Annotated in this window: 25 protein-coding genes and 1 pseudogene; 9 read left to right on the plus strand and 17 right to left on the minus strand. The window is 72.3% G+C overall.

Annotated elements, in window-relative coordinates:
- Window positions 1-225: 225 nt before the first annotated feature.
- Window positions 226-657 (plus strand): MerR family transcriptional regulator, encoded by a 432-nt coding sequence (locus tag AB0N14_RS11725; RefSeq protein ID WP_366025484.1) that lies wholly within the window; start codon window positions 226-228, stop codon window positions 655-657.
- A complete protein-coding gene (locus tag AB0N14_RS11730; protein WP_366025485.1) occupies window positions 654-1,091 on the plus strand; it encodes a carboxymuconolactone decarboxylase family protein in 438 nt (145 codons plus the stop codon). The genes AB0N14_RS11725 and AB0N14_RS11730 overlap by 4 nt, the downstream gene beginning before the upstream one ends.
- Before the next feature lies 1 nt (window position 1,092).
- On the opposite strand, the pseudogene AB0N14_RS11735 reads toward AB0N14_RS11730, so the two are convergent.
- Window positions 1,093-2,112, minus strand: a pseudogene (locus AB0N14_RS11735) (carbohydrate binding domain-containing protein); the annotation flags it as partial.
- A gap of 135 nt (window positions 2,113-2,247) precedes the next feature.
- Between AB0N14_RS11735 and AB0N14_RS11740 the strand changes: the two are divergent.
- The gene (locus AB0N14_RS11740) at window positions 2,248-2,715 is read left to right on the plus strand and encodes a DUF6314 family protein (RefSeq protein ID WP_366025650.1); all 468 of its coding nucleotides are present in this window, start codon (window positions 2,248-2,250) and stop codon (window positions 2,713-2,715) included.
- Here AB0N14_RS11740 and AB0N14_RS11745 read toward each other — a convergent pair.
- From AB0N14_RS11745 to AB0N14_RS11755, 3 genes are all read right to left on the minus strand, one after another.
- Complete coding sequence (locus AB0N14_RS11745; RefSeq protein WP_366025486.1) at window positions 2,703-3,290, minus strand: histidine phosphatase family protein; 588 nt, start codon at window positions 3,288-3,290, stop codon at window positions 2,703-2,705. The two genes, AB0N14_RS11740 and AB0N14_RS11745, sit on opposite strands and share 13 nt — an antisense overlap.
- 73 nt (window positions 3,291-3,363) lie before the next feature.
- The gene (locus tag AB0N14_RS11750) at window positions 3,364-3,831 is read right to left on the minus strand and encodes a GNAT family N-acetyltransferase (RefSeq protein ID WP_366025487.1); all 468 of its coding nucleotides are present in this window, start codon (window positions 3,829-3,831) and stop codon (window positions 3,364-3,366) included.
- 231 nt (window positions 3,832-4,062) lie between these two features.
- Entirely contained in the window at window positions 4,063-5,505 is a 1,443-nt protein-coding gene (locus tag AB0N14_RS11755; RefSeq protein ID WP_366025488.1) for a PLP-dependent aminotransferase family protein, read from the minus strand.
- On the opposite strand from AB0N14_RS11755, the gene AB0N14_RS11760 reads away from it, so the two are divergent.
- Entirely contained in the window at window positions 5,504-6,436 is a 933-nt protein-coding gene (locus AB0N14_RS11760) for a DMT family transporter (protein ID WP_366025489.1), read from the plus strand. The genes AB0N14_RS11755 and AB0N14_RS11760 overlap by 2 nt on opposite strands.
- 149 nt (window positions 6,437-6,585) lie before the next feature.
- The gene (locus tag AB0N14_RS11765) at window positions 6,586-6,795 is read left to right on the plus strand and encodes a DUF1918 domain-containing protein (RefSeq protein WP_366025490.1); all 210 of its coding nucleotides are present in this window, start codon (window positions 6,586-6,588) and stop codon (window positions 6,793-6,795) included.
- Between the two features lie 4 nt (window positions 6,796-6,799).
- Here the strand turns inward: AB0N14_RS11765 and AB0N14_RS11770 are convergent, their stop codons facing one another.
- Window positions 6,800-8,020, minus strand: coding sequence for a family 10 glycosylhydrolase (locus tag AB0N14_RS11770; RefSeq protein ID WP_366025491.1), 1,221 nt, complete (start codon window positions 8,018-8,020; stop codon window positions 6,800-6,802).
- A 172-nt stretch (window positions 8,021-8,192) separates the two neighbouring features.
- Between AB0N14_RS11770 and AB0N14_RS11775 the strand changes: the two genes are divergently transcribed.
- Window positions 8,193-9,065 carry a 3-hydroxybutyryl-CoA dehydrogenase gene (locus AB0N14_RS11775; RefSeq protein ID WP_366025492.1) on the plus strand — a complete coding sequence of 291 codons (873 nt, stop codon included), beginning with the start codon at window positions 8,193-8,195 and terminating at the stop codon, window positions 9,063-9,065.
- A gap of 194 nt (window positions 9,066-9,259) precedes the next feature.
- Window positions 9,260-9,517: a hypothetical protein gene (locus AB0N14_RS11780; protein WP_366025493.1), complete on the plus strand. Its 258-nt coding sequence runs from the start codon at window positions 9,260-9,262 to the stop codon at window positions 9,515-9,517.
- A gap of 17 nt (window positions 9,518-9,534) precedes the next feature.
- Here the strand turns inward: AB0N14_RS11780 and AB0N14_RS11785 are convergent, their stop codons facing one another.
- From AB0N14_RS11785 to infC, 9 genes are all read right to left on the minus strand, one after another.
- Entirely contained in the window at window positions 9,535-10,080 is a 546-nt protein-coding gene (locus AB0N14_RS11785) for an NUDIX hydrolase (protein ID WP_366025494.1), read from the minus strand.
- A 414-nt stretch (window positions 10,081-10,494) separates the two neighbouring features.
- The gene (locus AB0N14_RS11790) at window positions 10,495-11,835 is read right to left on the minus strand and encodes a transcriptional regulator (RefSeq protein ID WP_366025495.1); all 1,341 of its coding nucleotides are present in this window, start codon (window positions 11,833-11,835) and stop codon (window positions 10,495-10,497) included.
- Window positions 11,836-12,321: 486 nt separating this feature from the next.
- Window positions 12,322-14,835, minus strand: a complete 2,514-nt coding sequence (gene pheT, locus AB0N14_RS11795; protein ID WP_366025496.1) for a phenylalanine--tRNA ligase subunit beta — start codon at window positions 14,833-14,835, stop codon at window positions 12,322-12,324.
- Complete coding sequence (gene pheS / locus AB0N14_RS11800) at window positions 14,835-15,956, minus strand: phenylalanine--tRNA ligase subunit alpha (RefSeq protein ID WP_366025497.1); 1,122 nt, start codon at window positions 15,954-15,956, stop codon at window positions 14,835-14,837. Before pheS ends, pheT begins: the two co-directional genes overlap by 1 nt.
- Before the next feature lie 139 nt (window positions 15,957-16,095).
- Window positions 16,096-17,232 (minus strand): ATP-binding protein, encoded by a 1,137-nt coding sequence (locus tag AB0N14_RS11805; RefSeq protein ID WP_366025498.1) that lies wholly within the window; start codon window positions 17,230-17,232, stop codon window positions 16,096-16,098.
- A gap of 50 nt (window positions 17,233-17,282) precedes the next feature.
- A complete protein-coding gene (locus AB0N14_RS11810) occupies window positions 17,283-18,143 on the minus strand; it encodes an RNA methyltransferase (RefSeq protein ID WP_366025499.1) in 861 nt (286 codons plus the stop codon).
- 455 nt (window positions 18,144-18,598) lie between these two features.
- Window positions 18,599-18,982 carry a 50S ribosomal protein L20 gene (gene rplT / locus AB0N14_RS11815; protein WP_189309714.1) on the minus strand — a complete coding sequence of 128 codons (384 nt, stop codon included), beginning with the start codon at window positions 18,980-18,982 and terminating at the stop codon, window positions 18,599-18,601.
- A 113-nt stretch (window positions 18,983-19,095) separates the two neighbouring features.
- Entirely contained in the window at window positions 19,096-19,290 is a 195-nt protein-coding gene (gene rpmI / locus AB0N14_RS11820) for a 50S ribosomal protein L35 (protein WP_007829094.1), read from the minus strand.
- Between the two features lie 185 nt (window positions 19,291-19,475).
- Window positions 19,476-20,129 (minus strand): translation initiation factor IF-3, encoded by a 654-nt coding sequence (infC, locus tag AB0N14_RS11825; protein ID WP_366025651.1) that lies wholly within the window; start codon window positions 20,127-20,129, stop codon window positions 19,476-19,478.
- Between the two features lie 370 nt (window positions 20,130-20,499).
- On the opposite strand from infC, the gene AB0N14_RS11830 reads away from it, so the two are divergent.
- Entirely contained in the window at window positions 20,500-20,895 is a 396-nt protein-coding gene (locus AB0N14_RS11830) for a DUF1844 domain-containing protein (protein WP_366025500.1), read from the plus strand.
- Window positions 20,896-20,922: 27 nt separating this feature from the next.
- Here the strand turns inward: AB0N14_RS11830 and AB0N14_RS11835 are convergent, their stop codons facing one another.
- Complete coding sequence (locus AB0N14_RS11835) at window positions 20,923-21,654, minus strand: SseB family protein (RefSeq protein WP_366025501.1); 732 nt, start codon at window positions 21,652-21,654, stop codon at window positions 20,923-20,925.
- Between the two features lie 151 nt (window positions 21,655-21,805).
- On the opposite strand from AB0N14_RS11835, the gene AB0N14_RS11840 reads away from it, so the two are divergent.
- Window positions 21,806-22,759 (plus strand): serine hydrolase, encoded by a 954-nt coding sequence (locus tag AB0N14_RS11840; RefSeq protein ID WP_366025502.1) that lies wholly within the window; start codon window positions 21,806-21,808, stop codon window positions 22,757-22,759.
- Between the two features lie 24 nt (window positions 22,760-22,783).
- Here the strand turns inward: AB0N14_RS11840 and mycP are convergent, their stop codons facing one another.
- Both mycP and AB0N14_RS11850 read right to left on the minus strand, forming a co-directional pair.
- Window positions 22,784-23,956: a type VII secretion-associated serine protease mycosin gene (gene mycP / locus AB0N14_RS11845; RefSeq protein WP_366025503.1), complete on the minus strand. Its 1,173-nt coding sequence runs from the start codon at window positions 23,954-23,956 to the stop codon at window positions 22,784-22,786.
- The gene (locus tag AB0N14_RS11850) at window positions 23,953-25,689 is read right to left on the minus strand and encodes a hypothetical protein (protein ID WP_366025504.1); all 1,737 of its coding nucleotides are present in this window, start codon (window positions 25,687-25,689) and stop codon (window positions 23,953-23,955) included. Before AB0N14_RS11850 ends, mycP begins: the two co-directional genes overlap by 4 nt.
- Window positions 25,690-25,873 lie beyond the last annotated feature (184 nt).

Raw genomic sequence — 25,873 nt, forward strand, 5'->3', positions numbered from 1 at the left:
TTCACTCCCAGGGCCGTCATGGATTCGCCGGTTAGACGGGCAGTGATTCCGAATGGTTGCGGCACCGCCGGAGGAATAGAGAATGAATTCCGAATTTCACTCAGGTGTCGTGCGGGCGTTCACCCGGCGCCGCGCTCGGGCCGCGGCGATGCCCGTCAGGCGCGTCCGGGCATGCTCACCGGGCATCGCTTGCCTGGAGCGCGCTCCAGGTCCTACGGTCTTGTCATGACCAGCGGACAACCCCTCCCGCGGGATCGGCAACCGACCCTGACCATCGCCCAGGTCGCCGAGCGCACCGGCCTCTCGCACGACACCCTGCGCTACTACGAGAGGGCGGGCCTGATCGAGCGGGTCGGCCGGACCACCGGCAACCAGCGGCGCTACGACACGGCCGACCTGGCCTGGCTGCAGTTCCTGCTGCGGCTGCGCGAGACGGGCATGTCGATCGCCGACATGCAGCGCTTCGCACAGCTGCGGGCCCGGGGGGATGCCACGGTCGCGGACCGGCTGGCGATGCTGCGGGAGCACCGCGCGGAGCTGGCGGAACGGATTCGCGCACTGCGCCGCGACGCGGCCGCGCTGGACGACAAGATCCACCACTACGAACGGCTGCTCGGCGACATGCCCACGCAGCCGGGAACGGATGAGCGGGCATGAGCGAGAGCACCACACGTGACGAGCGTTTCGCCCACGGCCTCGAGGTCCTGAGGAAGGTCGACGGCGAGGCCGGGCAGCGGGTCGTCGACTCGCTCGCCGACATCAGTCCCGAGCTCGGCCACCAGATCGTCTCCTGGGCCTTCGGCGAGATCTACGACCGGCCCGGGCTCGCCCCGCGCGACCGCCAGCTGGTGACGCTGGGCATGCTCACCGCGCTCGGCGGCTGCGAGGCCCAGCTCGATGTGCACGTGAACGCGGCACTGAACGTGGGCCTCACTCCCGAGCAGATCGTCGAGGTCCTGCTGCACTCGGCAGTGTACTGCGGCATACCGAAGGCGCTGAACGCGACCTTCGCCGCGAAGAAGGTCTTCGCCGAGCGCGGGCTGCTGCCGCTGGGGCAGCAGCCCGCGCAGGCCGCGGCTACCTCTGCTTGATCCGCTTGAGCAGCGTGTCGTCGTCGACGGCCTTGTTCTGGCCGCAGCCGGTGACCAGGGCCGGGACGACGGGCAGCGGCATGGCGCCGATGTCCTCCGCGAAGCGGAAGTACTCGTAGTAGCCGAGGCCGTAGGACTGGTTGTAGCCCCAGAAGTTGGCGTTCGTGGCCCGCTGCTCGACCGGGCCGATGGTGTCCTTCCACTGGTAGGAGCGCTTGCGCTGCCAGCCGGAGGCCTCGCTGTAGTCCTGCATGGAACCCGTGTTGACCAGGCAGCCGCCGGGGAAGCGGACGAATCCCGGGTGCAGGGCGGCGATCTTCTCGGCGAGGTCCTTGCGCAGGCCGTTCGGCTCGTTCCTGTAGGTGTCGCGCGGGAACAGCGAGACCATGTCGAGCGCCACGGCGCCGGAGGACGCGACCGTGAGGCGTCCGGTGTTGCTGGCGCGGGTCGCGGTGAAGGTGGCGGTGTACTTGGCCCAGCGGCCCCTGACGGCCACCTGGCGGACGGTGGCCAGGGCACCGGGAGCGTCGTGCAGGCTGATCGTGAGGGTGGTGCCGCTCTCGGCGCGGGCCCAGACCGAGAAGTCGTACGTCTTGCCCTTCTCGACGTGGACGCCGGTGTTGTAGCCGGAGTTGGTCGCCGACGAACCGGCGCCGAGGGAGAGGTAGTTGCGGTTGCGGTCGTTGAGGCGGCCGGCGTCGTTCAGGACCTGTGCCGTGCCGTCGACGGACCAGGCGGTCAGCGGGGTGTAGGACCGGTTGTCGTCGGTGGAGTTGTCGAAGGAACGGTTCTGGACGAGTTCGGCGTACAGGCCTCCGTCGGCGGCGCGGTTGATGTCCTCGAAGAAGACGCCGTACATCGTCTTCTCGATCGCCGGTCCCTCGGCGGTCGGATCGACGGCGATGGCGTAGTCGGTGACGTTCTCGGCGTGCGCGGACACGGGGACGACGGCCGAGGCCACCAGAACGGCGGTGGCGGTGGCGGTGAGGCCCAGTCTCCAGCGGGTGCGGGTGCGTGACATGGATACTCCGCGGCTCTCTATCAGGGGAGTTGTTCGAAATATCGAATCTTGGTCAGCACTTCGAACGGCAAGATAGAGAGGCGGCATGATCGCGTCAATGGGGCGCGCAAGGACAGGAGGCGGAGAGCTATGGCGGTGGACACCTTCTGGCCGGTCGAGGACGTGCTGGCCCATCTGGCCGGGCGTTGGCACCTGGAGCGCGCCGTGCGGGATGTCGCGAGCGGCGAGGAGGGCCGGTTCAGCGGGACGACGGTGTTCTCGCCACGGGAGGGCGGCGGGCTGCTGCACCACGAGTCCGGCACGTTCCTCTGGCAGGGTGCGTCCCGCCCCGCCGAGCGGACGCTGCTGTTCCTGCCCGGGGCCTCGCCGGGCACCTCGGAGGTGCGGTTCGCGGACGGCCGCCCGTTCCACGACCTCGACCTCACGACCGGCCGCCACGTCGCCGAGCATCCGTGCGCGGCGGACCTCTACCGAGGCGAGTTCACCGTGTACGACGAGGACCGCTGGCGCACGGTGTGGCGGGTCGGCGGGCCCGCGAAGGACCTGCTCCTGACCACCGACTACACACGCGAGCGCCGGCCTCCGGAACGTCAGACGCGCTGATGTGACGCGGCCTCGAGGCGCAGGTTCCAGCGGCCTCCGTGCCCGGCCAGCGTCACCGTCGACAGGGGGCGGACGTCGATGTTCCAGTACGACGACGGCTGCGCCCTCAGCGCGTACACCAGGGCCGCCCGCACCACCGACGGCTCCGCCACGGCGACGATACGGCTGCCGTCCTCCACGGGGCGCGTGTCCAGCCAGCCGCCGACGCGGGAGATGAACGCCAGCAGCGACTCACCGCCGTGCGGTGCGGAACGCGGGTCCGCGAGCCAGGCGTCCACCGCCGAGGGCTCCCGGGCCATCGCCTCGCCCAGCGTGAACCCGCGCCAGCGGCCCATGTCGCAGTCCCGCAGCGCCGGCTGGACCAGCGGCGCGTACCCGAGCGCGTCCCCGGTCGCCCGGCTGCGCGGCGTGGGCGAGCAGTAGCGCAGCTCGGCCGCGGCCAGAGGCACCAGGTCGGGGGCGACACGCTGCACCTCGTCCCAGCCGGCCTGGTCCAGCGGCCGGTCGTCCTCGAACCGCTCCGCGAGCAGCGAGGAACTGCGCGCGGCGGCGACGAACGTGACCCGAAGATGCATGCGGCGATCGTCGGGGGCGCAACTGCGCAGGTCAAGAGGGATTACTCATGAGTTACCAAGGGTGTCGCCGGGATCACGTACGGACCTGGTTCGACGGGTCGAACCGGTGCACCATCCACTGGTCCGGCCGGTCGAGCGGCTCGAACCCGAGCTTGGCGTACACGCCGTGCGCGTCGCTCGTCGCCAGCAGGACACGGCGCAGCCCGAGCGGAGCGAGGTGGTCGCGGACGGCACCGACCATGGCGGTGCCGATGCCCTTGCCGCGTACCGAACGGTCGACGTAGACATCGCAGAGCCACGCGAAGGACGCCTCGTCGGTCACCACGCGCGCGTACGCCACCTGCTCGCCCGAAGCGGTGTCGTACACACCGAAGTTGACGGAGTTCGCGACGGCGCGCTCGTGTTTGTCCCGGGGCCGGTCGATCGCCCAGTACGCGTCGGTCGCGAGCCAGTGGTGGGTGCGGTCGATGTCGATCCGGGCGAGGTCGGCGGAGAACTCGTAACCCTCGGGGAGGCGGGATGTGTCGGTCCTGGCTGTCATGGCGGGAGACTCGCAGGCCGGGGCGGCGCTGTCGAACCATTTCGAGCGGGTGGATTGCGCCAGTGCCGCAACAGGCGACGTTCGCCCCGTCGCGACGCCCGGCACTCCCCCAAGCTCTCGGCTTCGCTCGAGCAGGGGGGACCCCCACCCCAAAGCTCTTCGAGCAGGGGGTACCCCCAGAGCACGCACCGGACGCCGCTCCTTGACGGGCAAACGTTGCCTGCCGCGGCACTAGCGGGGCCCGAGCACCTCGTCGCAGGCGAGGCGCAGGCGGCGTACGCCCTCGGTTATCTCCCCCTCCCCCGCGGCGGCCGCGAAGCTCAACCGCAGGTGCGGGGCCGGGGGTTCGGCGCTGAAGTAGGGGCGGCCGGGGGTGACCGCGACGCCCGCGCGCAGGGCGCCCGCGGTGAGGGCCGACTCGTCGGTGCCCTCGGGCAGGCGCGCCCAGAGGTGGTAGCCGCCGGACGGGATGTACGGCAGGGCGAGTTCGGGCAGGTGCAGGCGCAGGGCGGCGGTCATCGTGTCGCGGCGGTGCTTCAACTCGGCGGCGACGGCGCGCAGGTGCCGGGGCCAGGCGGGCGAGCCGACGAGTTCCAGCGCGGCCTCCTGGAGGGGGCGTGACACGAAGAAGGTGTCGACGATCTGGATGGCGCGCAGCCGTTCCAGGACAGGGCCGCGGGCGGCCAGGGCGCCGACCCGGAAGCTGGGCGAGGTCGCCTTGGTCAGTGAGTTGACGTGCACGACGACACCGTCGAGGTCCTCGGCGGCCAGCGGGGGCGGCAGGGGGCCGGCGTCCTCGTGCACCAGCCGGCGCACGAAGTCGTCCTCGATCACGAACGCTCCGGCGTCGCGGGCGATGCGCAGCACCTCGCCTCGGCGTTCGGGGGCGAGGACCGCACCGGTCGGGTTCTGGAACAGGGGCTGACAGACGACGACACGGGCGCCGGTCGCGCGGAACGCGTCGGCGAGCAGGGCGGGCTTGACCCCGTCCGCGTCGACCGGCACGGGTACGGGCCTCAGGCCGGCCGCGCGAGCGATGGCGAGCATGCCGGGATAGGTGGGCGACTCGACCAGGACGGGGGCGCCGGGCGGCGCGAGGGCCCGCAGCGCGGTGGTCAGCGCGGACTGGCCGCCCGCGGTGATCAGCACGTCGGCGGCGGTGGTCGCGCCGCCGATGCCCCGCGCGAACCACTCGCGCAGTTCGGCGACGCCCTCGACGGGCGGCCGGGCCCAGACGCCGGGGCGGCGGCCGGCGCGCGACAGGGCCGCGGCCATGGCCCGCTCGGGCTGCAGTGAGGTGTGCAGGTAGCCGCCGGTGAACTCGATGACACCGGCGGGCGGGGCGGCCAGCGAGACGACCACTCCGGACGCGTCGACGCTGCGCGGCACGAGCTCGGCGGAGGCATCGGCGCTGAGCGCGACCTCCTGCCAGGCGGTGTCCCCCACGGCCGGGGCCGCCGCCCGCGACTCCGCCCGGAAGGCCCCGGCTCCGGGGCGCGTGACCGCCAGCCCCTCGGCGGCCAGCTGGGCGAGCGCGCGCGACACGGTCACCGGACTCACCCGGAACCGCTCGACGAGCGCACGGCTGGACGGCAGCTTCTCTCCGGGCGAGTAGCGCTTCAGCTCACGCCGGAGGTGATTGGCCAGCTCGGCGACACTGCTACTCTCTTGCATGAGGACCCAGGATAGCGCTACCGCTCCCACATCGATAGCAGTGACCGCGGCCGTCACGGAGACCGACACGGCCCGCCGCCGCACCGGCACCCTCCAGGCCGCCCTCGGCGTCGTCGCCTTCTCGCTCACCTTTCCCGCCACCGCCTGGGGGCTCGAGGGATTCGGCGCCTGGTCGCTCGTGGCCGCGCGCAGTGTGCTCGCCGCCCTCATCGCCGGCGGGTGCCTGCTCGCACTCCGCGTTCGGGTCCCCGCCCGGTCCCACTGGGCGGGGCTCGCCGTGGTAGCGGCCGGCGTGGTGCTCGGCTTCCCGCTGCTGACCACCCTCGCCCTGAAGACCTCGACCACCGCGCACGCCGCCGTGGTCGTCGGGCTGCTCCCCCTGACCACCGCCCTCCTCTCCGCGCTGCGCGTGCGCACCCGACCCTCCGGCACCTTCTGGCTCGCCGCCCTCGCCGGCGCCGCCGCCGCCATCGCGTTCACCGTGCAGCAGAGCGGCGGAGCGCTGACCGGCGCGGACGCCTACCTCTTCGGCGCCCTGCTGGTCTGCGCCGCCGGCTACACCGAGGGCGGCCGGCTGGCCCGGGTCATGCCCGGCTGGCAGGTCATCGGCTGGGCCCTGGTGCTGTGCCTGCCGCTCACCGTGCCCGCCGCGGCCGTGGCGCTGTCGTACGAGCCGGTCCACCTCACCGCGCACGGCGTGGCGGGGCTGCTGTGGGTGGCGGCCGGATCGCAGTTCCTCGGTCTGGTCGTCTGGTACCGGGGCATGGCGACGATCGGCATCCCCAAGGCCAGTCAGTTGCAGTTGGCCCAGCCCCTGCTCACACTGGTGTGGTCGGTACTGCTCCTCGGTGAGCACCTCACCCCGGCCGCACCGCTCACGGCCGCCGCGGTCCTCGTGTGCATCGCGGTCACCCAGCGGGCGCGGGGCTAACCGGGGCGGGGGACGGACCGGGACGTCCGGCGCCACCGGCCGCGGCTCGCGGTCGCAGCGAGTGAGCCGAAGGGGCTGCAGCGTCCCGGAGGCGAGCCGCCTGAAGATGGGACCGATACTCCCGCAACGTGACGAGGAGGGCCCAACAGATGCGCGCAACTGTGGGCGACAAGCTGGTGCAGCACGGCAGGATCGTCGGGCAGCACGACAAGGTCGGCGAGATCGTCGAAGTGATGGGCGCGGACGGCACCCCGCCGTACCGGGTCCGCTTCCAGGACGGGCACGAAGGGGTGTGCTCACCCGGCCCGGACACCGAGATCCGTCACAAGGAGGACGCCGGCCGGCCGATCGGACAGTAGGGGTTCAGCGCGGGGGCTTCGCCGGCTGCCGGTAGTGATCGGCGACCACCCGCGTCATCGCGCCGATCGGGTCCTTGGCCACGTCCTGGGCAGCGAAGAAGACGTGCCCGCGGACCTGCGGGTAACGCCTGGCCAGAGTGAGGTGCAGGGAGAGTTCGGCCGGGTCCTGCCAGGCTCCGGGCTCGGCCGCGGCAGCGGCCTTGTACAGCGCCTCACCCACGTACAGCTGGGCGTCCGTGCCCTGGACGACACCTGCCCACCAGGGCACGAGGCGCGCGTAGTCGGCGGCGGCGTAGCCGACGTTCCAGTAGATCTGCGGGCAGACGTAGTCCAGCCATCCCGACCTCACCCAGGTCCTGGTGTCCGCGTACAGGTCGTCGTACGTCTGCACCCCGGCCCGGGTGTCCGAGCCGCGGGGGTCGGTGTCGGCGTTGCGCCACACCCCGAAGGGGCTGATCCCGAAGCGCGCGGCCGGTCTGGTCTGCCGCACACGGCTCGCGGTCTCGCGCACCAGCTGGTCGATGTTGTCCCGGCGCCAGGCGGCCCGGCTCGGGAAGTCGTCGCCGTACTCCTCGTACGCGTCGTCGTCGTCGAAGTCCTCCCCGGCGACCGGGTACGGGTAGAAGTAGTCGTCGAAGTGGACGCCGTCGACCGGGTAGCGGCGTACGGCGTCCAGGATCGCGTCCTCGACGAAGGCGCGGACCTCGGGCAGTCCGGGGTTGTAGTAGAGCTTGCCGCCGTAGGCCACGACCCAGTCGGGGTGCTCCCGGGCGGGGTGCCCGGCGGCGAGCCGGGACGGGTCGGTGTGCTGTGCGATCCGGTACGGGTTGAACCAGGCGTGCAGCTGCAGGCCCCGCGCGTGCGCCTCGGTGACAGCCGTGCCGAGGGGGTCCCAGCCGGGGTCCTGCCCCTGGACGCCGGTCAGGTACTGGGACCACGGTTCGTACGGGGAGGGCCACAGGGCGTCGGCCGTCGGGCGCACCTGGAGGAACACCGTGTTCAGCCGGCGCCGTACGGCCACGTCGAGCAGGGCGCACAGCTCGGCGCGCTGCGCCGACGCCGTCAGACCGGGACGGGAGGGCCAGTCGCGGTTGGCCACGCAGGCCAGCCACATGCCCCGCATCTCCCCGGCCGCCGCGCCCCGCGGTGCGGCCGCGGCGTCGCCCGCCGTCACCAGGCTCGCCAGCGCGGCCACCGTGAACGCCCGGCGTGACAACCGGCCCATCGGCGTACCCCCGTACTCTGCGGACCCGCCTCGTCACGGATCGTCCCGGTGCCCCAGCATGCACCCACCCGGACGATCGATCATCGATACTTGGGAGTAACGTGCACGATCGGAGCAGGCGACCGGAACCCGATCGGACCTGCCACAGCCGGAGATCAGCGAAAGGGACGATGTGACGGACAACCCGGGAGACATCGCGCGCGTCGGGGTGGTGGGCTGCGGCCAGATGGGCGCGGGCATCGCCGAGGTGTGCGCCCGCGCCGGACTCGACGTAAAGGTCGCCGAGACCACCGGCGAGGCCCTGGAGATCGGCCGGACCCGCCTGTTCAACTCCCTGTCCAAGGCGGCCGAGCGCGGCAAGATCTCCGAGGAGGAGCGGGAGGCGACGCAGGCGCGCCTGACCTTCACCACCGACCTCGGCGAGTTCGCGGACCGCGACCTGGTGATCGAGGCCGTCGTCGAGAACGAGCAGGTGAAGACCGAGATCTTCCAGGTGCTCGACCAGGTGGTGACCCGCCCGGACGCCATCCTCGCCTCCAACACCTCCTCGATCCCGCTGGTGAAGCTGGCCGTGGCGACCTCGCGGCCCGACCATGTGATCGGCATCCATTTCTTCAACCCGGCCCCGGTGCAGAAGCTCGTCGAGCTGATCCCGGCGCTCACCACCTCCGAGGGCACCCTGAGCCGGGCGCAGCTGTTCACGGAGAAGCTCCTCGGCAAGCACGCCATCCGCGCCCAGGACCGCTCGGGCTTCGTCGTCAACGCGCTGCTGGTGCCGTACCTGCTGTCCGCGATCCGGATGTTCGAGTCGGGCATCGCCGGGCGCGAGGACATCGACAACGGCATGGAGATGGGCTGCGCCCACCCGATGGGCCCGCTGAAGCTCGCCGATCTGATCGGGCTGGACACCGTCGTCTCGATCGCCAACTCGATGTACCACGAGTACAAGGAGCCCCTGTACGCCGCTCCGCCGCTGCTGCAGCGGATGGTCGAGGCGGGCCGGCTCGGGCGCAAGACCGGATCGGGCTTCTACACCTACTCCTGACTACGCAGCGTCAGGACCCGGCTCGCGTGGGCCCGGCACCGTCGGACGGTGCCGAGCCCACGCGAAATTCACACGGCGTGTGCGCGCCGGACCCGCATATGCCGCTCGCACACTCTCCACACGCGCCCACCAGGCGGGTTGACTCAGCATGCGCATGCAAGGGATGTGAGACGACTACGGAAAGGAGCGGACTTGTGACCGCCGATCCCGAGCATCCCGTCATCCATGGAGAACTCGCAGAGTTACGCCGCCGACTCGACGTGGCCTACGCACGCGTCGAGGGTGGGCTGGCGCTGCTCAGCCATCGCACCGAGGAGACGGCCAAGGAGCTGGACGAACTGCACACCCGCCTCATCACGCTGGAACACGCACGCTGGCCGCTGCCCGCCGTCGCCGCCCTCACCGCGGTGGGCGCGCTCGTCGTGGCGGTCTGGCAGGCACTGGGTCACTAGAGCGGGACCCACGGGGCTCAGGGCATCGCGTCCTGCCCCAGCCTGAGGTGATGCAGAAGCAGTAACGCGGCCGCCATGTTGGCGGCCGGGACCTCCCCACGGGCGACCATGTCGGGGACGAGTTTGAGGGGAACCCATTCCCGGCGGTCCGACTCGAAGTCGTCCACAGGGTGCCCGACGTACTCGCCCTCGTCCGCCCAGTAGACATGGTGCCGGGCGTCGGTGAGTCCGTTGGAGGGCTCCACGCTCATGAGATGGCGCAGGGGTCCCGGCCGCCAGCCGGTCTCCTCCTCCAGTTCACGGGCCGCCGCGTCGGCGATGTCCTCGCCGTCCTCGACGACGCCCGCCGCGAGTTCCCACCCCCAGCTGTCGGTGATGAAGCGGTGCCGCCACAGCAGCAGCACCTCGTTGGCCTCGTTGACGACGGTGGCCACAGCGACGGGCCGCAGCCGTATCAGGAAGTGGTCGAGGTGCCGGCCGTCCGGCAGCTCGACATCCGCCAGTTTGACGCTGAACCAGCGGTTTTCATACACAGTTTGTTCGTTCTGTTTCATCCACTGCATGGTTCTGCCACCTTCCGCCGAGTAAGGGGCAATATGGCAGCAGGAGCGGCGACTCAGCAGGCTCACAGCGGCGCACGCCCGGCGCAGCGGCGGGCGCAGTCGTCCGTGCCAGCGGACATCGCGCGGCTCTCATGCAGTGGGCGGGGCGGTGACTAGTGCCCCGACAGGCAACGTTCGCCCCGTCGCGACGCCCGGCACTCCCCCAAGCTCTCGGCTTCGCTCGAGCAGGGGGGACCCCCACCCCCAAGCTCTTCGAGCAGGGGGCACCCCCACTCGCCGCACCGGCCGAAAGCCCAAGTACATCCAGTACGAGGACTTCCGGCCGGCACTCCCCCAAGCTCTTCGAGCAGAGGGTACCCCCAGAGCACGCACCGGACACCGCTCCTTGACGGGCAAACGTTGCCTGCCGCGGCACTAGAGCGGTACGCGCAGGGCCCCGTCGATGAGTTCGGCCGCATCGGCCGTTCCGGCGCAGCCGCTGCGGACGAGGTGTTCGCGCACCGCCCGGAGTCTGTCGCGCAGGCGCATGGACTCCATTCCACGCGCCCGCTCCGCCATCTCCACCGCCGTGGCCACCGCCTTGTCGGCGTTGCCCTGGCGCAGTTCGATCTGGCTGAGCATGGCGAGCCGGTGCACCCGGCCCCGGTCGTGCGCGGGCGTGCCCACCGCAGCCGCGGCGTGCTCCCCGGCCGCCGTCAGGTCGCCGAGGCTGAGCAGCGCCTCGGCGACCTGGACGTTGACGAGGCCGGGCTGGACGTAGCCGGTCTCGTCCGGTTCGTGGCCGCGCCGGATCCGCTCGGCGGCCGACTCGGCCCGCCGGATGCAGGACAACGCGCCCGACGCGTCCCCGAGGTGCGCGTACGCCTTCGCCTGCATCGCGTACAGGTCCGAGGCGAGCGCCGGGGTGATCTGCTTGCCCGCGGCGCGCAGCGCGGCCTCGGCGAAGGCCACGGCCTGCCGGTACTCCCGCATGAACAGCGACTGGTTGACCAGCAGGGCTATGACGTACGCGCCGAGCCCCCGGTCCCCGCTGGCCTTGGCAAGGCGCAGGGCCTGGTGGAAGTAGCGCTGGGCGAGACCGTGGGCGTCGGAGTCGTACGCGCAGATGCCGGCGATCGCCACAAGCCCCCCGGTGGCACGGTGCAGTTGGCGGCCCATGGCATCTGTGTAGCCGCCGCGCAGCAGCGGTGCCGTCTCGGCGTTGAGGAAGCCGACGATACGGGACCGGGTGGCTATGCCGCCGGCCTTGCGGTACATCTGCTCGTAGTGGGCGCGGGCGGCGCGCAGCATGTCGACGTCGGCCGGGGTGACCCGGTGGCGGCCGCCACGGGAGACGTCCACGTCCTCGGGCGGGTTCTCCCACTCCCACACGGGCATCACGGCGGGCGTGCCCGTCACGGCCGGAGCGCCCAGGATGTGGGGGCGCTGCTGTTCGTCGGAGCGCCACAGGGCGGTGGCGCGCTCGACGAACCCGGAGAGGCTGGAGCCGTGCGGGGCGGCCGGTTCGCCCGGCACGCCGAGGCCGATGTCGTCGAGGGTCACCGGGCGGTGCAGCCGGGCCGCGAGCACCTCGCAGATCAGGTCGGGCACCTGGCCGCGCGGGCGCTGGCCCTTCAACCACCGTGCCACGGCAGTGTGTTCGTATCTGAGCGCGAGGCCGCGTGCCCGCCCCGCCTGGTTGACGTGCGCGGCCAGTCCCGCGTGCGAGATTCCGGCCTCGTCGAGGATCGCGTCGAGCAGAGTGTTGGGCTGCATGGGTGCACTCCGGTGGCTCGGTTTCGCCAGGGTAGTGCGAGCCGCTTCGCACGGGGTGTGAACGGAGTGCCCGAATCCGGGCTGTGCGTGCGCTGTCGCGGAGAGTTTCCGGCCGCTTGACTTGAAACCCCTCGCAAGAGGCCGGCAGGGCCGCCAGCTCCCCCTCGTACAGTGCGGCGGCCCCTCCACGCCGTCCGACCGGCTGCCTGCCCGACACTCCGTGGCCGGCGGACGGCGTGGCCGTGCCAGGCGCTTCGCTGGAAGCGCCGGGTACTGCAGTTCGTTCGTCGGGGGCGGGCTCGTCGTGGTCTCTCGCGCACACGCGGCGGAGCCGCATAATGTCGCAGCCCAGCGCCCCTGAAGGGGCACGTTTCCGCGAGCGCGACGCGGACGCGCCCCGACAGGCGCGCGGGGAACTGCGCGACCGGCCACGGACGGCCCGCGGCCTGCGAACAACCCGCAGTTCCCCGACACTCCCCGGCGGAGCTAGCTCCGCAGCGCTGCTCCCGTTCGCTCAGCGGCCAGCGCAACGGCGGCGTCGCGCGCAGCGGACGCCTCGTCCACCGTGAGCGTCCGGTCAGCCGCGCGGAAGCGCAGCGCGTAGGCCAGCGACTTGCGCTCCTCCCCCAGCTGCTCCTCGTTCTCGTAGACGTCGAACAGCCGGATGGACTCGAGGAGTTCACCGGCGCCCTCGCGCAGCGCGGCCTCGACCTCCGCCTGCGGCACCGGCTTGTCCACGACGAGCGCGACGTCCTGCGTGGCGACCGGGAAGGTGGAGATGCCCGGTGCCTGCGGGGTGCCGTCGCCGACCGCCTCCAGCGCGTCCAGGTTCAGCTCCATCGCGCAGGTGCGCTCGGGCAGCCCCAGCGCCTTCAGGACGCGCGGGTGCAGCTCGCCCGCGTGGCCCACGACCCGCTCGGCGCCGTCCGTGACGACCGCGAGCTCGGCGCAGCGGCCCGGGTGCCACGGTCCGTACTGGCCCTTGCGGACGATCAGCTCGGCCCCGGCCTCGCGGGCCACGGTCCGGGCGGCCTCGACCGCGTCGGCCCAGTCGGCCGGGCGGCCCTTGCCCCACCAGCCGGCCTGCTCGCGGGCTCCCGCGAGGACGACGGCCACGTGGCGCGGCTGCTCGGGCAGCACGGCGGTCAGCGCGGCGATCTCCTCATCGGTGGGACGCCGGTCCACGGGCAGGTGGGCGGCCACACGCCGCTCCTCGCGCGGGTGGAAGACCAGCCCGGTCTCGAACAGCGCCAGGTCGTGCGAGCCGCGGCCGTCGTTGCGGCGCAGCGCGCCGAGCAGGCCCGGCAGCAGCGTCGTACGCAGCGCGGGCTCCTCGTCGCTGAGCGGGTTGACCAGCTTGACGACGCGGCGGGCCGGGTCGTCGGCCTCCAGACCGAACTGGTCGAAGACCTGCTCGCTGACGAACGGGTAGGTCGGCGCCTCGACGTAGCCGGCCCCGCCCAGGGCCCGGCCGACGCGGCGGTGCAGCCGCTGCCGGTGGGTCAGACCGCGCCCGGACGGGGGCTTGGGCAGCGTGGAGGGCAGGTTCTCGTAGCCCTCCAGCCGGATGACCTCCTCGGCCAGGTCGTTCGGCTCCGCCAGGTCCGGCCGCCAGGACGGCACGGTGACGATCAGCTCGTCCTGACCGTAGACGTCGCAGCCGACCTCCTGCAGGCGGCGTACGACGGTCTCACGGCCGTAGTGCACGCCCGCGACCTTGTCCGGGTGGTCGGCCGGCATGGCGATGGTGTGCGGCGCGGACGGCGCGATGATCTCGGTGACGCCCGCGTCGGCGGTACCGCCCGCGAGCAGCACCAGCAGGTCGACCGTGCGCTGGGCGGCGGCGGGCGCGGCCAGCGGGTCCACGCCGCGCTCGAAGCGGCGGGACGCCTCGGAGGACAGCTTGTGACGGCGCGCGGTCCGGGCGATGGAGACCTGGTTGAAGTGCGCGGCCTCGATGACGATGTCGGTGGTGGCGTTCTCCGTGTCATCGTGGTCGGCGATCTCGGTGTTGGCGCCGCCCATGACGCCCGCGAGGCCGATCGGGCCGCGGTCGTCGGTGATGACGAGGTCCTCGGTGTGCAGCGTGCGCGTCACGCCGTCGAGGGTGGTGAACTTCTCGCCCTCCTCGGCGCGACGCACGCCGATGGTGCCCTGGATCAGCTTGCGGTCGTAGGCGTGCAGCGGCTGGCCGATCTCCATCATCACGTAGTTGGTGATGTCGACGGCGAGCGAGATCGGGCGCATGCCGACCTTCTGCAGCCGGCGCTGCAGCCAGATCGGGGAACGGGCCTCGGGGTCGACGCCGGTCACCGTACGGGCGGTGAAGCGGTCGCAGCCGAGGGGCTCGGAGATCTTCACCGGGTGGCCGAACGCGTTCGGCGCCGGGACGTCGAGCAGCGCGGGGTCGCGCAGCGGCAGGCCGTAGGCGATGGCGGTCTCGCGGGCGACACCGCGAATCGACAGGCAGTCGCCGCGGTTGGCGGTGACGGCGATGTCCAGCACCTCGTCGACCAGCTCGAGCAGCTCGATCGCGTCCTTGCCGACCTCGGTGCCGGGCGGCAGCACGATGATGCCCTTGGTGCCGTCGTCGCCCATGTTCAGCTCCTCGCTGGAGCAGATCATGCCGCGCGACATCCGGCCGTACGTCTTGCGCTCGGCGATCGCGAAGTCGCCGGGCAGGACCGCGCCGGGAAGGGCCACCACGACCTTGTCGCCGACGGCGAAGTTACGGGCGCCGCAGATGATCTCCTGAGGCTCGCCGGTGCCGTTGGCCTGGCCGACGTCGACGGTGCAGTGGCGGATCGGCTTCTTGAAGCCCTCCAGCTCCTCGATGGTCAGCACCTGGCCCACGACCAGCGGACCCGTGAGGTCGGCGCCGAGCTGCTCGACGGTCTCCACCTCGAGGCCGGCCGAAATGAGTTTGGCCTGGACGTCACGCCCGGTCTCAGTCGCCGGCAGGTCGACGTACTCCCGCAGCCAAGAAAGCGGGACCCGCATCAGATCTCCATCCCGAACGGCCGGGTGAACCGGACGTCACCCTCGACCATGTCTCGCATGTCTTCGACGTTGTGGCGGAACATCAGCATCCGCTCGATGCCGAACCCGAAGGCGAAGCCGCTGTACTTCTCCGGGTCGACGCCGCAGGCGGTGAGCACCCGCGGGTTGACCATGCCGCAGCCGCCGAGCTCGATCCAGCCCTCGGACGAGCAGGTGCGGCAGGGCCGGTCGGGGTTGCCGACGGACTCGCCGCGGCAGACGTAGCACACCATGTCCATCTCGGCGGACGGCTCGGTGAACGGGAAGAAGTTCGGCCGCAGCCGGGTCTTCATGCCCTCGCCGAACAGCGACTGGACCATGTGGTCCAGCGTGCCCTTCAGGTCCGCCATGGTCAGGCCCTCGTCGACGGCGAGCAGCTCGACCTGGTGGAAGACCGGGGTGTGGGTGGCGTCCAGCTCGTCGGTGCGGTACACGCGGCCGGGGCAGATCACGTAGACCGGCAGCTCGCGGTTGAGCAGGGAGCGGATCTGCACGGGTGAGGTGTGGGTGCGCAGCACGACACCGGACTCCGAGCCGCCGTCGGGCGCCTGCACGAAGAAGGTGTCGGCCTCGCCGCGGGCCGGGTGGTCCGGGCCGATGTTCAGGGCGTCGAAGTTGAACCACTCGGCCTCGACCTCGGGGCCCTCGGCGACCTCGTAGCCCATGGCCACGAAGACGTCCTCGATGCGCTCCGAGAGCGTGGTCAGCGGGTGGCGGGCGCCCGCGGGCACGCGGTCGTAGGGCAGCGTGACGTCCACCGACTCCTCGACCAGCACGCGGGCGTCCCGCTCGGCCTCGAGTTCGGCCTGGCGGCCGGCGAGGGCCTTGTTCACGGCGCCACGGGCCTGGCCCACGCGCTTGCCGGCGTCGGCCTTGGCGTGCGGGGGCAGGGCGCCGATCTCGCGGTTGGCGAGAGCCAGCGGCGAGGTGGGGCCGGTGTGGGCGACCTTGGCCTCGTGGAGCGCGTCGAGGGAGTCCGCGGCGGCGAAGGCGGCGAGCGCCTCGTCCCGCATGCGCTCGATCTCTTCCGGTTTCAAGGCCTCGACCTCGACAGGGTCGTACGACTTATTGGGTGCCGACATCTCTTCCCGTGCTTCCGATTGGCTGGCTGACGGTCCCCGTCACCGACTCGTGGACGAATCGTCTCCGGATATTGGGACGCAAAGGTGCCAATGGCCGAGTCTAACGGGGCTGGGGAAAGTGAATGCGCCCGTGGGTTGCTCAGGCCAGATAAGCCGGTGCCCCCACGGGCAACGTAAATCGGAACTCGGCGCCGCCGCCGCGGGCGCGGCCGACCGTGATGGTGCCGCCGTGGGCCTCGACGATGCCCTTGACGATGTAGAGCCCGAGACCCGTGCCCCCGCGCTTGCTGCCCCGCCAGAAGCGGGTGAAGACGCGGTTCATGGACTCCTCCGGGATGCCGGGGCCCTCGTCGCTCACCGTGACCGACGTGCCGGTGTCCTCCCCTTCGCGGGGCGACACCGAGGGCGTGATGTCAATCGTGACGGTTCCCTCCCCGTGGCGCACGGCATTTTCGAGGAGGTTGCTGAGCACTTGGTCGATCTTGTCGGGGTCGGCCCACAGGGTGGGCAGGGGCTGCTCGATGCGCAGCAGGAAACGGTCGGCGGGCTGCCCGGCGGCGACGTATGCCTGGATGTGCCGTCCGACGGCCGCTCCTATGTCGACGGGCTGGCGGCGCACCTCCAGCCGCCCGGAGTCGATCCGTGAGATGTCCAGCAGTTCGGCGATGAGCCGGGTGACCCGGTCCGCGTCGGCGTCGACGGTCTCCAGCATGAGCCGCTTCTGGTCGTCGGTGAAGCGTTCCCACTTGGCCAGGAGGGTGGCGGTGAAGCCCTTGACGGAGGTGAGCGGGGAGCGCAGTTCGTGGGCGACGGTGGCGATCAGTTCGGCGTGGCTGCGTTCGGTACGTCGGCGGGCCTCGGTGTCGCGGAGGGTGACGACGACGCGGCGGATGGGCCCGGTGGGGCGGGTGCGCACATAGCGCGCGGAGACGAGGACCTCGCGCCCCCCGGGCAACAGGAGGTTGCGCTCCGGCTGCCGTACGCGGATCGTGAGCCCCCCGTAGGGGTCGGTCAGCTGCCACCAGCGCCGCCCCTCGAGATCTTCCAACGGCAGGGCTTTGTCGAGCCGCTGCCCGAGGGCGTCGGCGGCGCGGACGGCGGTGATGCGCTCGGCGGCGGCGTTGAAGCAGATGACGCGCGCGTGCTCGTCGGCGATGACGAGCCCGTCGGGGAGTTCGTCCGGGTCGATGCCGAGCTCGGCGAGATCGCCGTACCGGGACCCGGGGGCGCGGTGCGCGTCCCGTGCCTCCGGTACTCTGCTCGTGCCGACCCTCATCCCCGTACCCCACCTCTCGTCAGGCCGTGGGCCCCGAGCCCGCCACCCTACTAGCCGTGAGTGACGGAGCGGCACCCTCCGGGGGCGCGCTGTGCACGGGCGGACGCGTAGAGACATACGGCCGCGGCGGTCGCGAGGTTCAGGCTCTCGGCCCTTCCGTGGATGGGCACACGGACGACGGCGTCGGCCAGCTCCCGTGTCTCCTCCGGCAGTCCCCATGCCTCGTTGCCGAACACCCAGGCGGTGGGCACGCCCATCGTGCCCTTGTCGAGTTCGTCGTCGAGGTCGTGATCGCCCGCGCCGTCGGCGGCGAGGATGCGCACGCCGGCGTCCTTGAGCCGGGCCACGGCCCGCTCGACGGGGACGCCGACGGCGACGGGCAGGTGGAAGAGGGAGCCGACGGATGCGCGGACGGCCTTGGGGTTGTACACGTCGACGGAGGCGTCGGTGAGGACGACGGCCTCGGCACCGGCGGCGTCGGCGCAGCGCAGGACGGTGCCGGCGTTGCCCGGGTCGCGCACGTGGGCGAGGACGGCGACCAGGCGGGGGCGGGCCCTGAGGATCGAGTCGAAGTCGGTGTCCAGAAACCGGCAGATCCCGACGAGGCCCTGCGGGGTCACGGTGGTGGAGATGTCGGCGATGACCTGCTCGGCGGCGAGGTGGACGCGGGCGCCGGCGTCACGGGCCGCCCCCACGATGTCCGGGTACCGCTCCGCCGCCTCCGGGGTGGCGAACAGCTCGACGAGGGTCGCCGTGCCCCCGCTCCGGTGCGCCGCGCCCTCCCGCACGGCCTGCGGCCCCTCCGCGAGGAACAGCCGCTCCTTGCCCCGGGAGTTCCGCTTCGCCAGCCGCCGCGCGGCGCTGACGCGGGGGGAGCGGGGGGAGATGAGCTCGGGGGTGGCGGGGGGCATGCGGTTCACTTTCGGAAGCTCAGGGGTCTTTGTGGCGTGACAGCCGGCTCTTTTCCGCCGCGACGGCGTTCAGCCACGACGGCGGTTTTCGGCGGTGCCGGACTGTCCCTCGCGACGCGCAGCGTGTCGTGCCGTACCGCAGGGGGTTGTCGCTCACCGGCGCTCGCAGGGCGCCTCCCCCAAGCTCTTCGAGCAGGGAGTGCCCCCAGCGTCCACCCGTGCCGCCCTGGGGTCCCCCCAGGCCGTCAAGGCTCTGGGGGAGGCACGACTGCCCGCGGCTGCGGCGGCTGCGGTGCTGCGGCCGCCGCGGTACTGCGGCGGCTGCGGCTGCGGCTGCGGCTGCGGCTGCGGCTGCGGCTGCGGCTGCGGCTGCGCAGACACAACCGGACCCGCAGGCCGTCGTAAGCCTGCGGGTCCGGTTCACATCCGGCTGAAGCCGGCGCAGCGCCGTCGCGTCACGCAGCCTTGGGCGCGTTCACGTCCGCCGGCAGCGCCTTCTGCGCGGCCTCGACGAGCGCGGCGAACGCGCTCGCGTCGTTGACGGCCAGCTCCGCCAGGATCTTGCGGTCGACCTCGATGTTCGCGGCCTTCAGACCCTGGATGAAGCGGTTGTAGGTGATGCCGTTGGCGCGGGCAGCGGCGTTGATGCGCTGGATCCACAGCTGACGGAAGTCGCCCTTGCGCTTCTTGCGGTCGTTGTAGTTGTAGACCAGCGAGTGGGTGACCTGCTCCTTGGCCTTGCGGTACAGGCGCGAACGCTGACCGCGGTAGCCGGAGGCCTGCTCGAGGATCGCCCGGCGCTTCTTGTGGGCGTTGACTGCCCGCTTGACGCGTGCCACTTGTTAACTCCTTGTAGCGGGGCCGTGGTGGTCCTCACACGGCCCGAAACGATTGGGTCCCGGTCCTGACGTACGTACGGCGCGGACTGATCAGAAGATCGAGCGCCGTGGCGTCACTTGCCGAGAAGCTTCTTGATCTTCTTGGCGTCGCCCGGGGCCATCTCGGCGTTGCCGGTGAGGCGACGCGTCAGACGGGACGACTTGTGCTCGAGCAGGTGGCGCTTGCCGGCGCGCTCACGGAGCACCTTGCCGGAGCCGGTGACCTTGAAGCGCTTGCTGGCACCGCTGTGCGACTTGTTCTTCGGCATAGCGCCGTTCTCTCCTCGTCGGTGGCACTCCGGTGCCCGGTCGCAACAACCGGGCACGATGGAGTGTCGCTCTTGTATCGGTTACATCCTGGGACTGGCGTCCCGGGCTTTCCGGGGTCCGTACGTCCGCCCTGCGGCGGTCGTACGTCCGTACGTCCGGCTCCCCCGGGGCTCACGCCCCGGGATCAGGCCTCGGCGGAAGCCTCGGCCGGGGCCTCGGCGGTCTCAGCCTCGGTGTCGGCGGGGTTCTGCGAGCGGCCGGGGTTGGCCTTCGCTTCCGCCTTGCGGGCTTCCTGCGCCTGGCGAGCCTCGGCCATCGCCTCGGTCTTCTTCTTGTGCGGACCGAGAACCATGATCATGTTGCGGCCGTCCTGCTTCGGGTTCGACTCCACGAAACCGAGGTCCTGGACGTCCTCCGCGAGGCGCTGCAGCAGTCGGTAGCCCAGCTCGGGGCGGGACTGCTCGCGGCCACGGAACATGATCGTGATCTTGACCTTGTCGCCCTGCTTGAGGAACCGGACGACGTGACCCTTCTTGGTGTCATAGTCGTGCGGGTCGATCTTCGGCCGGAGCTTCATCTCCTTGATGACCGTGTGCGCCTGGTTCTTGCGCGCCTCACGGGCCTTCATGGCCGACTCGTACTTGAACTTCCCGTAGTCCATGAGCTTGCACACGGGCGGACGGGCGTTCGCCGCGACCTCGACCAGGTCCAGGTCGTACTCCTGCGCAAGCTCCAGGGCCTTGGCAAGCGGCACGATGCCGACCTGCTCGCCACTGGGACCGACAAGTCGCACCTCGGGAACGCGAATCCGGTCGTTGATGCGGGGCTCGGCGCTGATGGATCCTCCTCGGTAGCACCTACGGCCGCCTGGCGGACGGCCGCGTATATGTCTGGTTTGACATGACGACCAACCATCGCGGCGCATGAAAAATGCCCCGGACGGGACACAGGCGGGACTCCGAGCTTTCCGGAGCACCGCCGCGGTGGACCGCGGGGCGCGATTTCGGGCGACTCCACCGTCCGTACGGAACGGTGGTGGCCGCCTGACCGGTGACCCGCCGCCCCTCGGGGCGGCCAGGTGGGAGATCGGAGCCTCCACTTGTGGGCCGGGCAATCAGGTGTCCGGCCGGTCGTCAGTCAAGGCTAGCAGCTTCGGTCGGCCAGGGCTAATTCAGGCGAACGCACGTCCGGCACCTATCGTGTGGTGCATGAGTGACACCTCCCCCTCGGAATCCGATGCCCCCGCGGAGTCCCCGGATTCCGCCGTGCAGCCCGACTTCGACGCCATGGCCCGTGACATCGCGGAAGTGCCCGCGGTCGAGGTGATCGTGACGGTCGCCGTCAACCTGATGAGCGCAGCCGCCGTGAAGCTCGGTCTCACCGAGGAGGGCGACAAGTACAAGGACCTGGACGAGGCCCGCAAGCTGGTGCACGCCCTCGCCGGGCTGCTCGACGCGAGCGCGACGGAGATCAGCTCCTTCCACGCGGCGCCGCTGCGCGACGGCCTGAAGTCGCTGCAGCTGGCGTTCCGCGAGGCGTCCGTCGTCCCGGACGAGCCGGGCCAGGGCCCGGGCGAGAAGTACACCGGGCCGGTCTACGGCTAGAGCCGACCCGCGACCGTACGAAGATCGTCAAGAACGCACGAACAAGGGCTCGCCCGGGGGCGTCGCTCCGGCCGGCAGGACTGCCAGGTCGAGGCCGCGCACCAGGCGGGCCCTCAGTGTGTCGTCGGCGGCCATCCGCTCGGCCACGGCGCGCGCGGCCTCGGCCGGGCTCGCCGCCGGGTCCAGGACGAGCGCGAGGATGCCGTCCGCCCGGCCCGGGCCGAGGTAGGCGCGCCGCACGGCGGGCTCGGCGGCCACGGCGGCGCGTACGGCACCGGTGACGGCCGGGTCGGCGAGCGGGTCGGTCGTCGTACGGCCCTCGGCGAGGGCCAGCAGCGCGGGGCCCGTCAGTTCGAACGGCACCGGCCCGGACAGGTCCAGCACGATCGTGTCTGCCTTCTCGTGCGCGGCGGCCTCGAGGGCCTGGTGCAGCGGGACGGCGACCGGGCGGGCCGCGGGGTCCCAGCGGGCCAGCGCGTCCGTGGAGGTGAAGGCGGGCAGGGCGGTGCGGCCGCCGGCCTTCAGGGTCGGTACGGCCATCTCGCTGGTCTTCTCGCGGCGCAGCCCCTTCTCGTCCTCCTCCACCTCGCCGAGGATCGCGACGACGGGGACGAGGAGCCGTGCGCCCTTCAGTGCGTCGAGGACGGGCCCCACGGCGGTGCGGTCCTCGGCCCAGGCGGCGAGCGCCACGCTCAGCCGGGGGTCGGCCGAACCGTCGTCGTCGGAGAAGCCGGAGTCGGGAATGTTCTTGTTCGCCACGGTCACCGACCCTATCGGGGGGTCTTCGCCGGGGTCGTGCCGCCCCTGAGACACGGCGGTCACCGCTCTCACCGGTTTCTCAGCGTCTCCTGACACACCTCTCACGCCCGTCCCACGGCGTGCACAGCGCGGGTGATGACCATCGGCGGCCATGGAGTCCCCGAGAACCCACCGTCGCCGCCGCGCCCGCGCCCGCGCCTGGCGCCGGTCGTTCGTCTGTACGGCGCTGGCGGCAGCCGTCGTGGCCGGCGGTACGGCGACGGGGACGGTGTACCTGAGGGAGCGGGCGCACGCCGACGCGGGCGCCGTATCGTCGGCGTCGTCCGTGACGCCCTCGGCGTCGGCCTCGTCGAGCCAGGAGGCGTCGGTGGAACCTGCCGCGGGACCCTCGGTGGACCGGGACGCGCTGCTGAAGCGGGCGATGACGTCGGTGGCCGTCGAGGACACGGCGCACGTGGCCGTGGCGGTCCTCTCGATGGATTCAGGGGAGAGCGCCGCGTACGGAGACGGCACCTTCGACACGGCGAGCATCGTGAAGGTGGACATCCTGGCGGCGCTGCTGCTCCAGGCGCAGGACGCCGGCCGGCACCTGACCGCGCAGGAGAAGGCGTACGCCACCGCGATGATCGGGAACAGCGACAACGCGTCCGCGTCGGCTCTGTGGACCGCGATCGGGGGCGCCGACGGCCTGGACAGCGCGAACAAACGCTTCGGTCTGACGGACACGGTCGGTGGTGAGGGCACGCTGTGGGGGCTCACGCAGACCACGGCGGCGGACCAGCTGACCCTGCTCCGGCAGGTGTTCGGGGACGACTCGCGGCTGAGCGGGGCCTCGCGGTCCTACCTGCGGGGGCTCATGGGCGACATCGCCGAGGATCAGCGGTGGGGGGTCTCCGCGGCGGCGGACGGCTCCGCGTGGGCGTTGAAGAACGGATGGCTGGCGCGGAGCACGACCGGGCTGTGGGACGTCAACAGCATCGGACGGGTGACGGCCGGCGGGCGCGACTTCCTGGTGGCGGCGCTGTCCGACGGGAACTCGACGAAGGAGAAGGGGATTTCCGTGGTGGAGGCCGCGGCGCGAGCGGCCGTCGCCGTCTTCGGGTGAGAGCGCTGTAGCACCGCGGGTCGCCTACGGGGCGCTTCTGCGGCCCCTCCACAGCAGTACCGAAGCCACCAGCAGCGCCACGCCCAGGGCGCCCGCCAGGGGGCCCGCCCAGCCCGGGGAGTCCGAGGCGGCGCCGGCCGTGTCCGGGCCGGAGCCGAAGTACTCCTTGCCGTACGCCGCCGGGTGCAGGTTGTCCGGCCTGAGGCCGGCCGCCGCCTTGATGGCTGCCGCGGGGTCGATGAAGCCGAAGCCGCGGGAGTCGTCCCGTCCGCCGGTGGGGGGGTTGCGGGCCGTCTTCGCCAGGAGTTGCTTGATCTGGGCAGGGCTGAGTCCCGGATGGGCCGCCTTGATGAGCGCCACGGCGCCCGAGACGAAGGCGGAGGCCGCGCTCGTGCCCCAGCCCTCGTAGTACTTGCGGTCCGGTTCGGCGATGACGACGTCGACGCCGGGGGCGCTGACCGTGGCGTACCAGCGGCGGGTGGAGAAGGAGGCGCGGGTGCCGTCGCTGTCGACGGCGGTGGCGGCGATGACGCCGGGGTAGGCCGCCGGGTACGAGGTGTGGTCGCCGAGCTCGCCGCCGTTACCGGCCGAGGCGACGACGACCGTGCCCTTCTTCAGCGCGTACTGGATCGCCTCGTCCTCGGCCGCTTCGGGGTGCGCGGAGCTGGAGTCGTCGCCGAGGGAGAGGTTGATGACGTCGGCGCCGTGGTCGGCGGCCCAGCGGATGCCTTCGGCGAGTGCGCTGCCGCGGGTGTTGCGGGCCTTCGTACGGGCCGGGTCGCCGTCCTCCAGGATGACGCGGACGGGGAGGATCTTCGCCTCGGGGGCGACGCCGATGACGCCGTCGGAGTCGTCGATGCCGTGGCCGTGGCCGTGGCCTGCGATGATGCCGGCCATGGCGGTGCCGTGCACGGCCCAGGCGGGGTCGCCGCGGTGGGCGCCGAAGCCGACCAGGTCCTTGGCGGGGAGGACGTTGCCCACCAGGTCGGGGTGGGTGTCGTCGACGCCGGTGTCGAGGACTGCGACGGTGATGCCCTTGCCCTTGGTCGTCTGCCAGGCCTGGTGGACGTGCAGGGCGTCGAGGGCCCACTCCTGGGCTCGTATGCCGTCGGCGTGGGCGGCGGTGGCGGGCAGCACGGCGAGGGCGGCGGCGATGAGGGGGGTGAGCAGGCGCGCGCCGGTCGTACGGGCGCTCATGAGGGCTTCTCCGTGGCCGAGGTGAAGGTCTTGCGCAGGGCCACCTCGATGCGGTCGGCGAGGCCGGCCGCGTCATTGCCGAGCCCCGCCTGGGCGGGGGCCGTGGTGGCGCCCGTCTTCATGGCGTTCTCGGCCGGCTCGGGTTCGGTGACGGTGCGGCCGTCGGCGAAGCCGGAGACGGCGTAGACGACGACGGGGGCGTCCGTGAGGACGGATATCGTCCAGGACGCGCGCTGGGCGTCGCCGAAGCCCGCCGCGACGGTGCCCTCGGCCGCGTACGGGCGGGGCATGAGGTCGGTGCGGCGGTCCAGGCCCTCGTCCTTGAAGCGGCTGGCGAGGGCGCCCATGGCGGCGGCGTCGGCCCGTGTGAACAGCAGTCCGACGGTGGTGACCTGACTGCTGGTCGCGTCGGTGTAGGTGGCGCGCAGCAGGCGCAGGCAGCCCACAGGGGCGAGGGCCTTGCGCAGGAGGGGGTCGAAGGCGTCCGTGCAGCCGCCGTCGGGGGCGACGGCGATACGGGTCCAGGTGCGGTCGGCGGCGCCGGGGCCGGCGCCCGGGCCGTTGACGGTGGGCGGGAAGAGCCGGTCGACGGAGACGCTGTGCCACAGGGTTCCGGCGAGGGCGTACGCGCCCCGCGCACCGTCCGGTGAGTCGTCCCCGGTGAGCCAACTGCCGGTCACGGCACCGCCGATGAGGCCGAGCCCGAGGACGAGGCAGGCGGCGGACGCGGCGACCCGGGGGCGGATGCGGGCGCCCAAGTGCAGCCGCGGCCCGGAGGGTTCGACACCGCGCGTGTCGGGGTGGGCGAGGGTCACGAAGGGCCGCGCCGGTTGGACGGGTCGCAGCCGCGCAGTGGTCTCCACGATGCCGGGGGCGTCGGCGGCGTGGGCGGCGCCGACGGCCGGGGGCGCGTCGGGGAAGCGTGCGGTGGCCGCCGGCGGGGGCGGGCCGGGGGTCTCGGCGTGCGGGTCGCGCCGGACGTCCGCGAGCCGGTGGGACTCGGGGGCGGGCCGCGCCGACGGTTCGCGGTCACCACCGGATGCGCCCTCGGAGACGCCGGCGGGCCGCTGGGGCGCATCCACGCCGAGCCTGAACGGCCGCGCGACGGCACCGGTTCGGGCGGACGCACCGGCCGCACCGGGACCGGCCGGGGGACGGCCCGCACCGAAACGGGCCGGGTGCCCGGCTGCGGCGGAGCGCCCGGGTGCGTCCACCGTGTCCGGCCGGCGAGAGCCGCCCTCCGCACCGGAAAGCCCGAAGAACTCGTCCGCGCCCGGCCGCACCGTGGCCGCGGCGGCGCCGGACCCGGTCGCGGTCCGCGTCCGGGGCGGCTGCTCGGGGCGAGGCGGGACCGGCGGGAAGAGCGTGCGGGCAGGCGGAGTTCGCCGCGGCGCGGCTGGGGCCTGCGGGCCGGAGAGGGGTGCCGCCGCGGGCGGCTGCTCCGGGCGGGGCGGGATGGTTCCGGTGGAGCCGTTGCGCTGCGTGGGCCGAGGTCGGTCGCCTTCGGGCGCGGAGGTGCCGTTCGCCTCCGCGGGAGGGACACCCGGCGGCGTCGACGGGCGCGGCGGAGGCACGGAGGCGTCGGAGTGCGTCGCCGGGCGGGGCGCAGTCGCCGGCTCGTCCGGTGCCGTCGACGGACGGCGTGGAGTCACGGGGTCGCCCGGCTGCGTGGCCGGGCGGGGCGGGGTCGAGGGGCGCGGAGGGATGGAGGCGCGGTGCGCTTCCGTGCTCATGCACCCCCCGTTTCGTTGTCGCCGGGCCTCCCGGGAAGTCCCGGGTGTTCGACCGCCCAGGGCGGACGGCCGGTAGGCGTGGTGCGGACGCCGGCCCGTCCTGGGCAGACATACCCGCGCGAGCGAGCGCCCATCCCAGGCGTACGCGCCCGAGCGGAGCAGCCGCTTGCCCACGTGCGCGTCA

The organism is Streptomyces sp. NPDC051104, from assembly GCF_040682835.1.
GTDB classification, from domain to species: domain Bacteria; phylum Actinomycetota; class Actinomycetes; order Streptomycetales; family Streptomycetaceae; genus Streptomyces; species Streptomyces cynarae.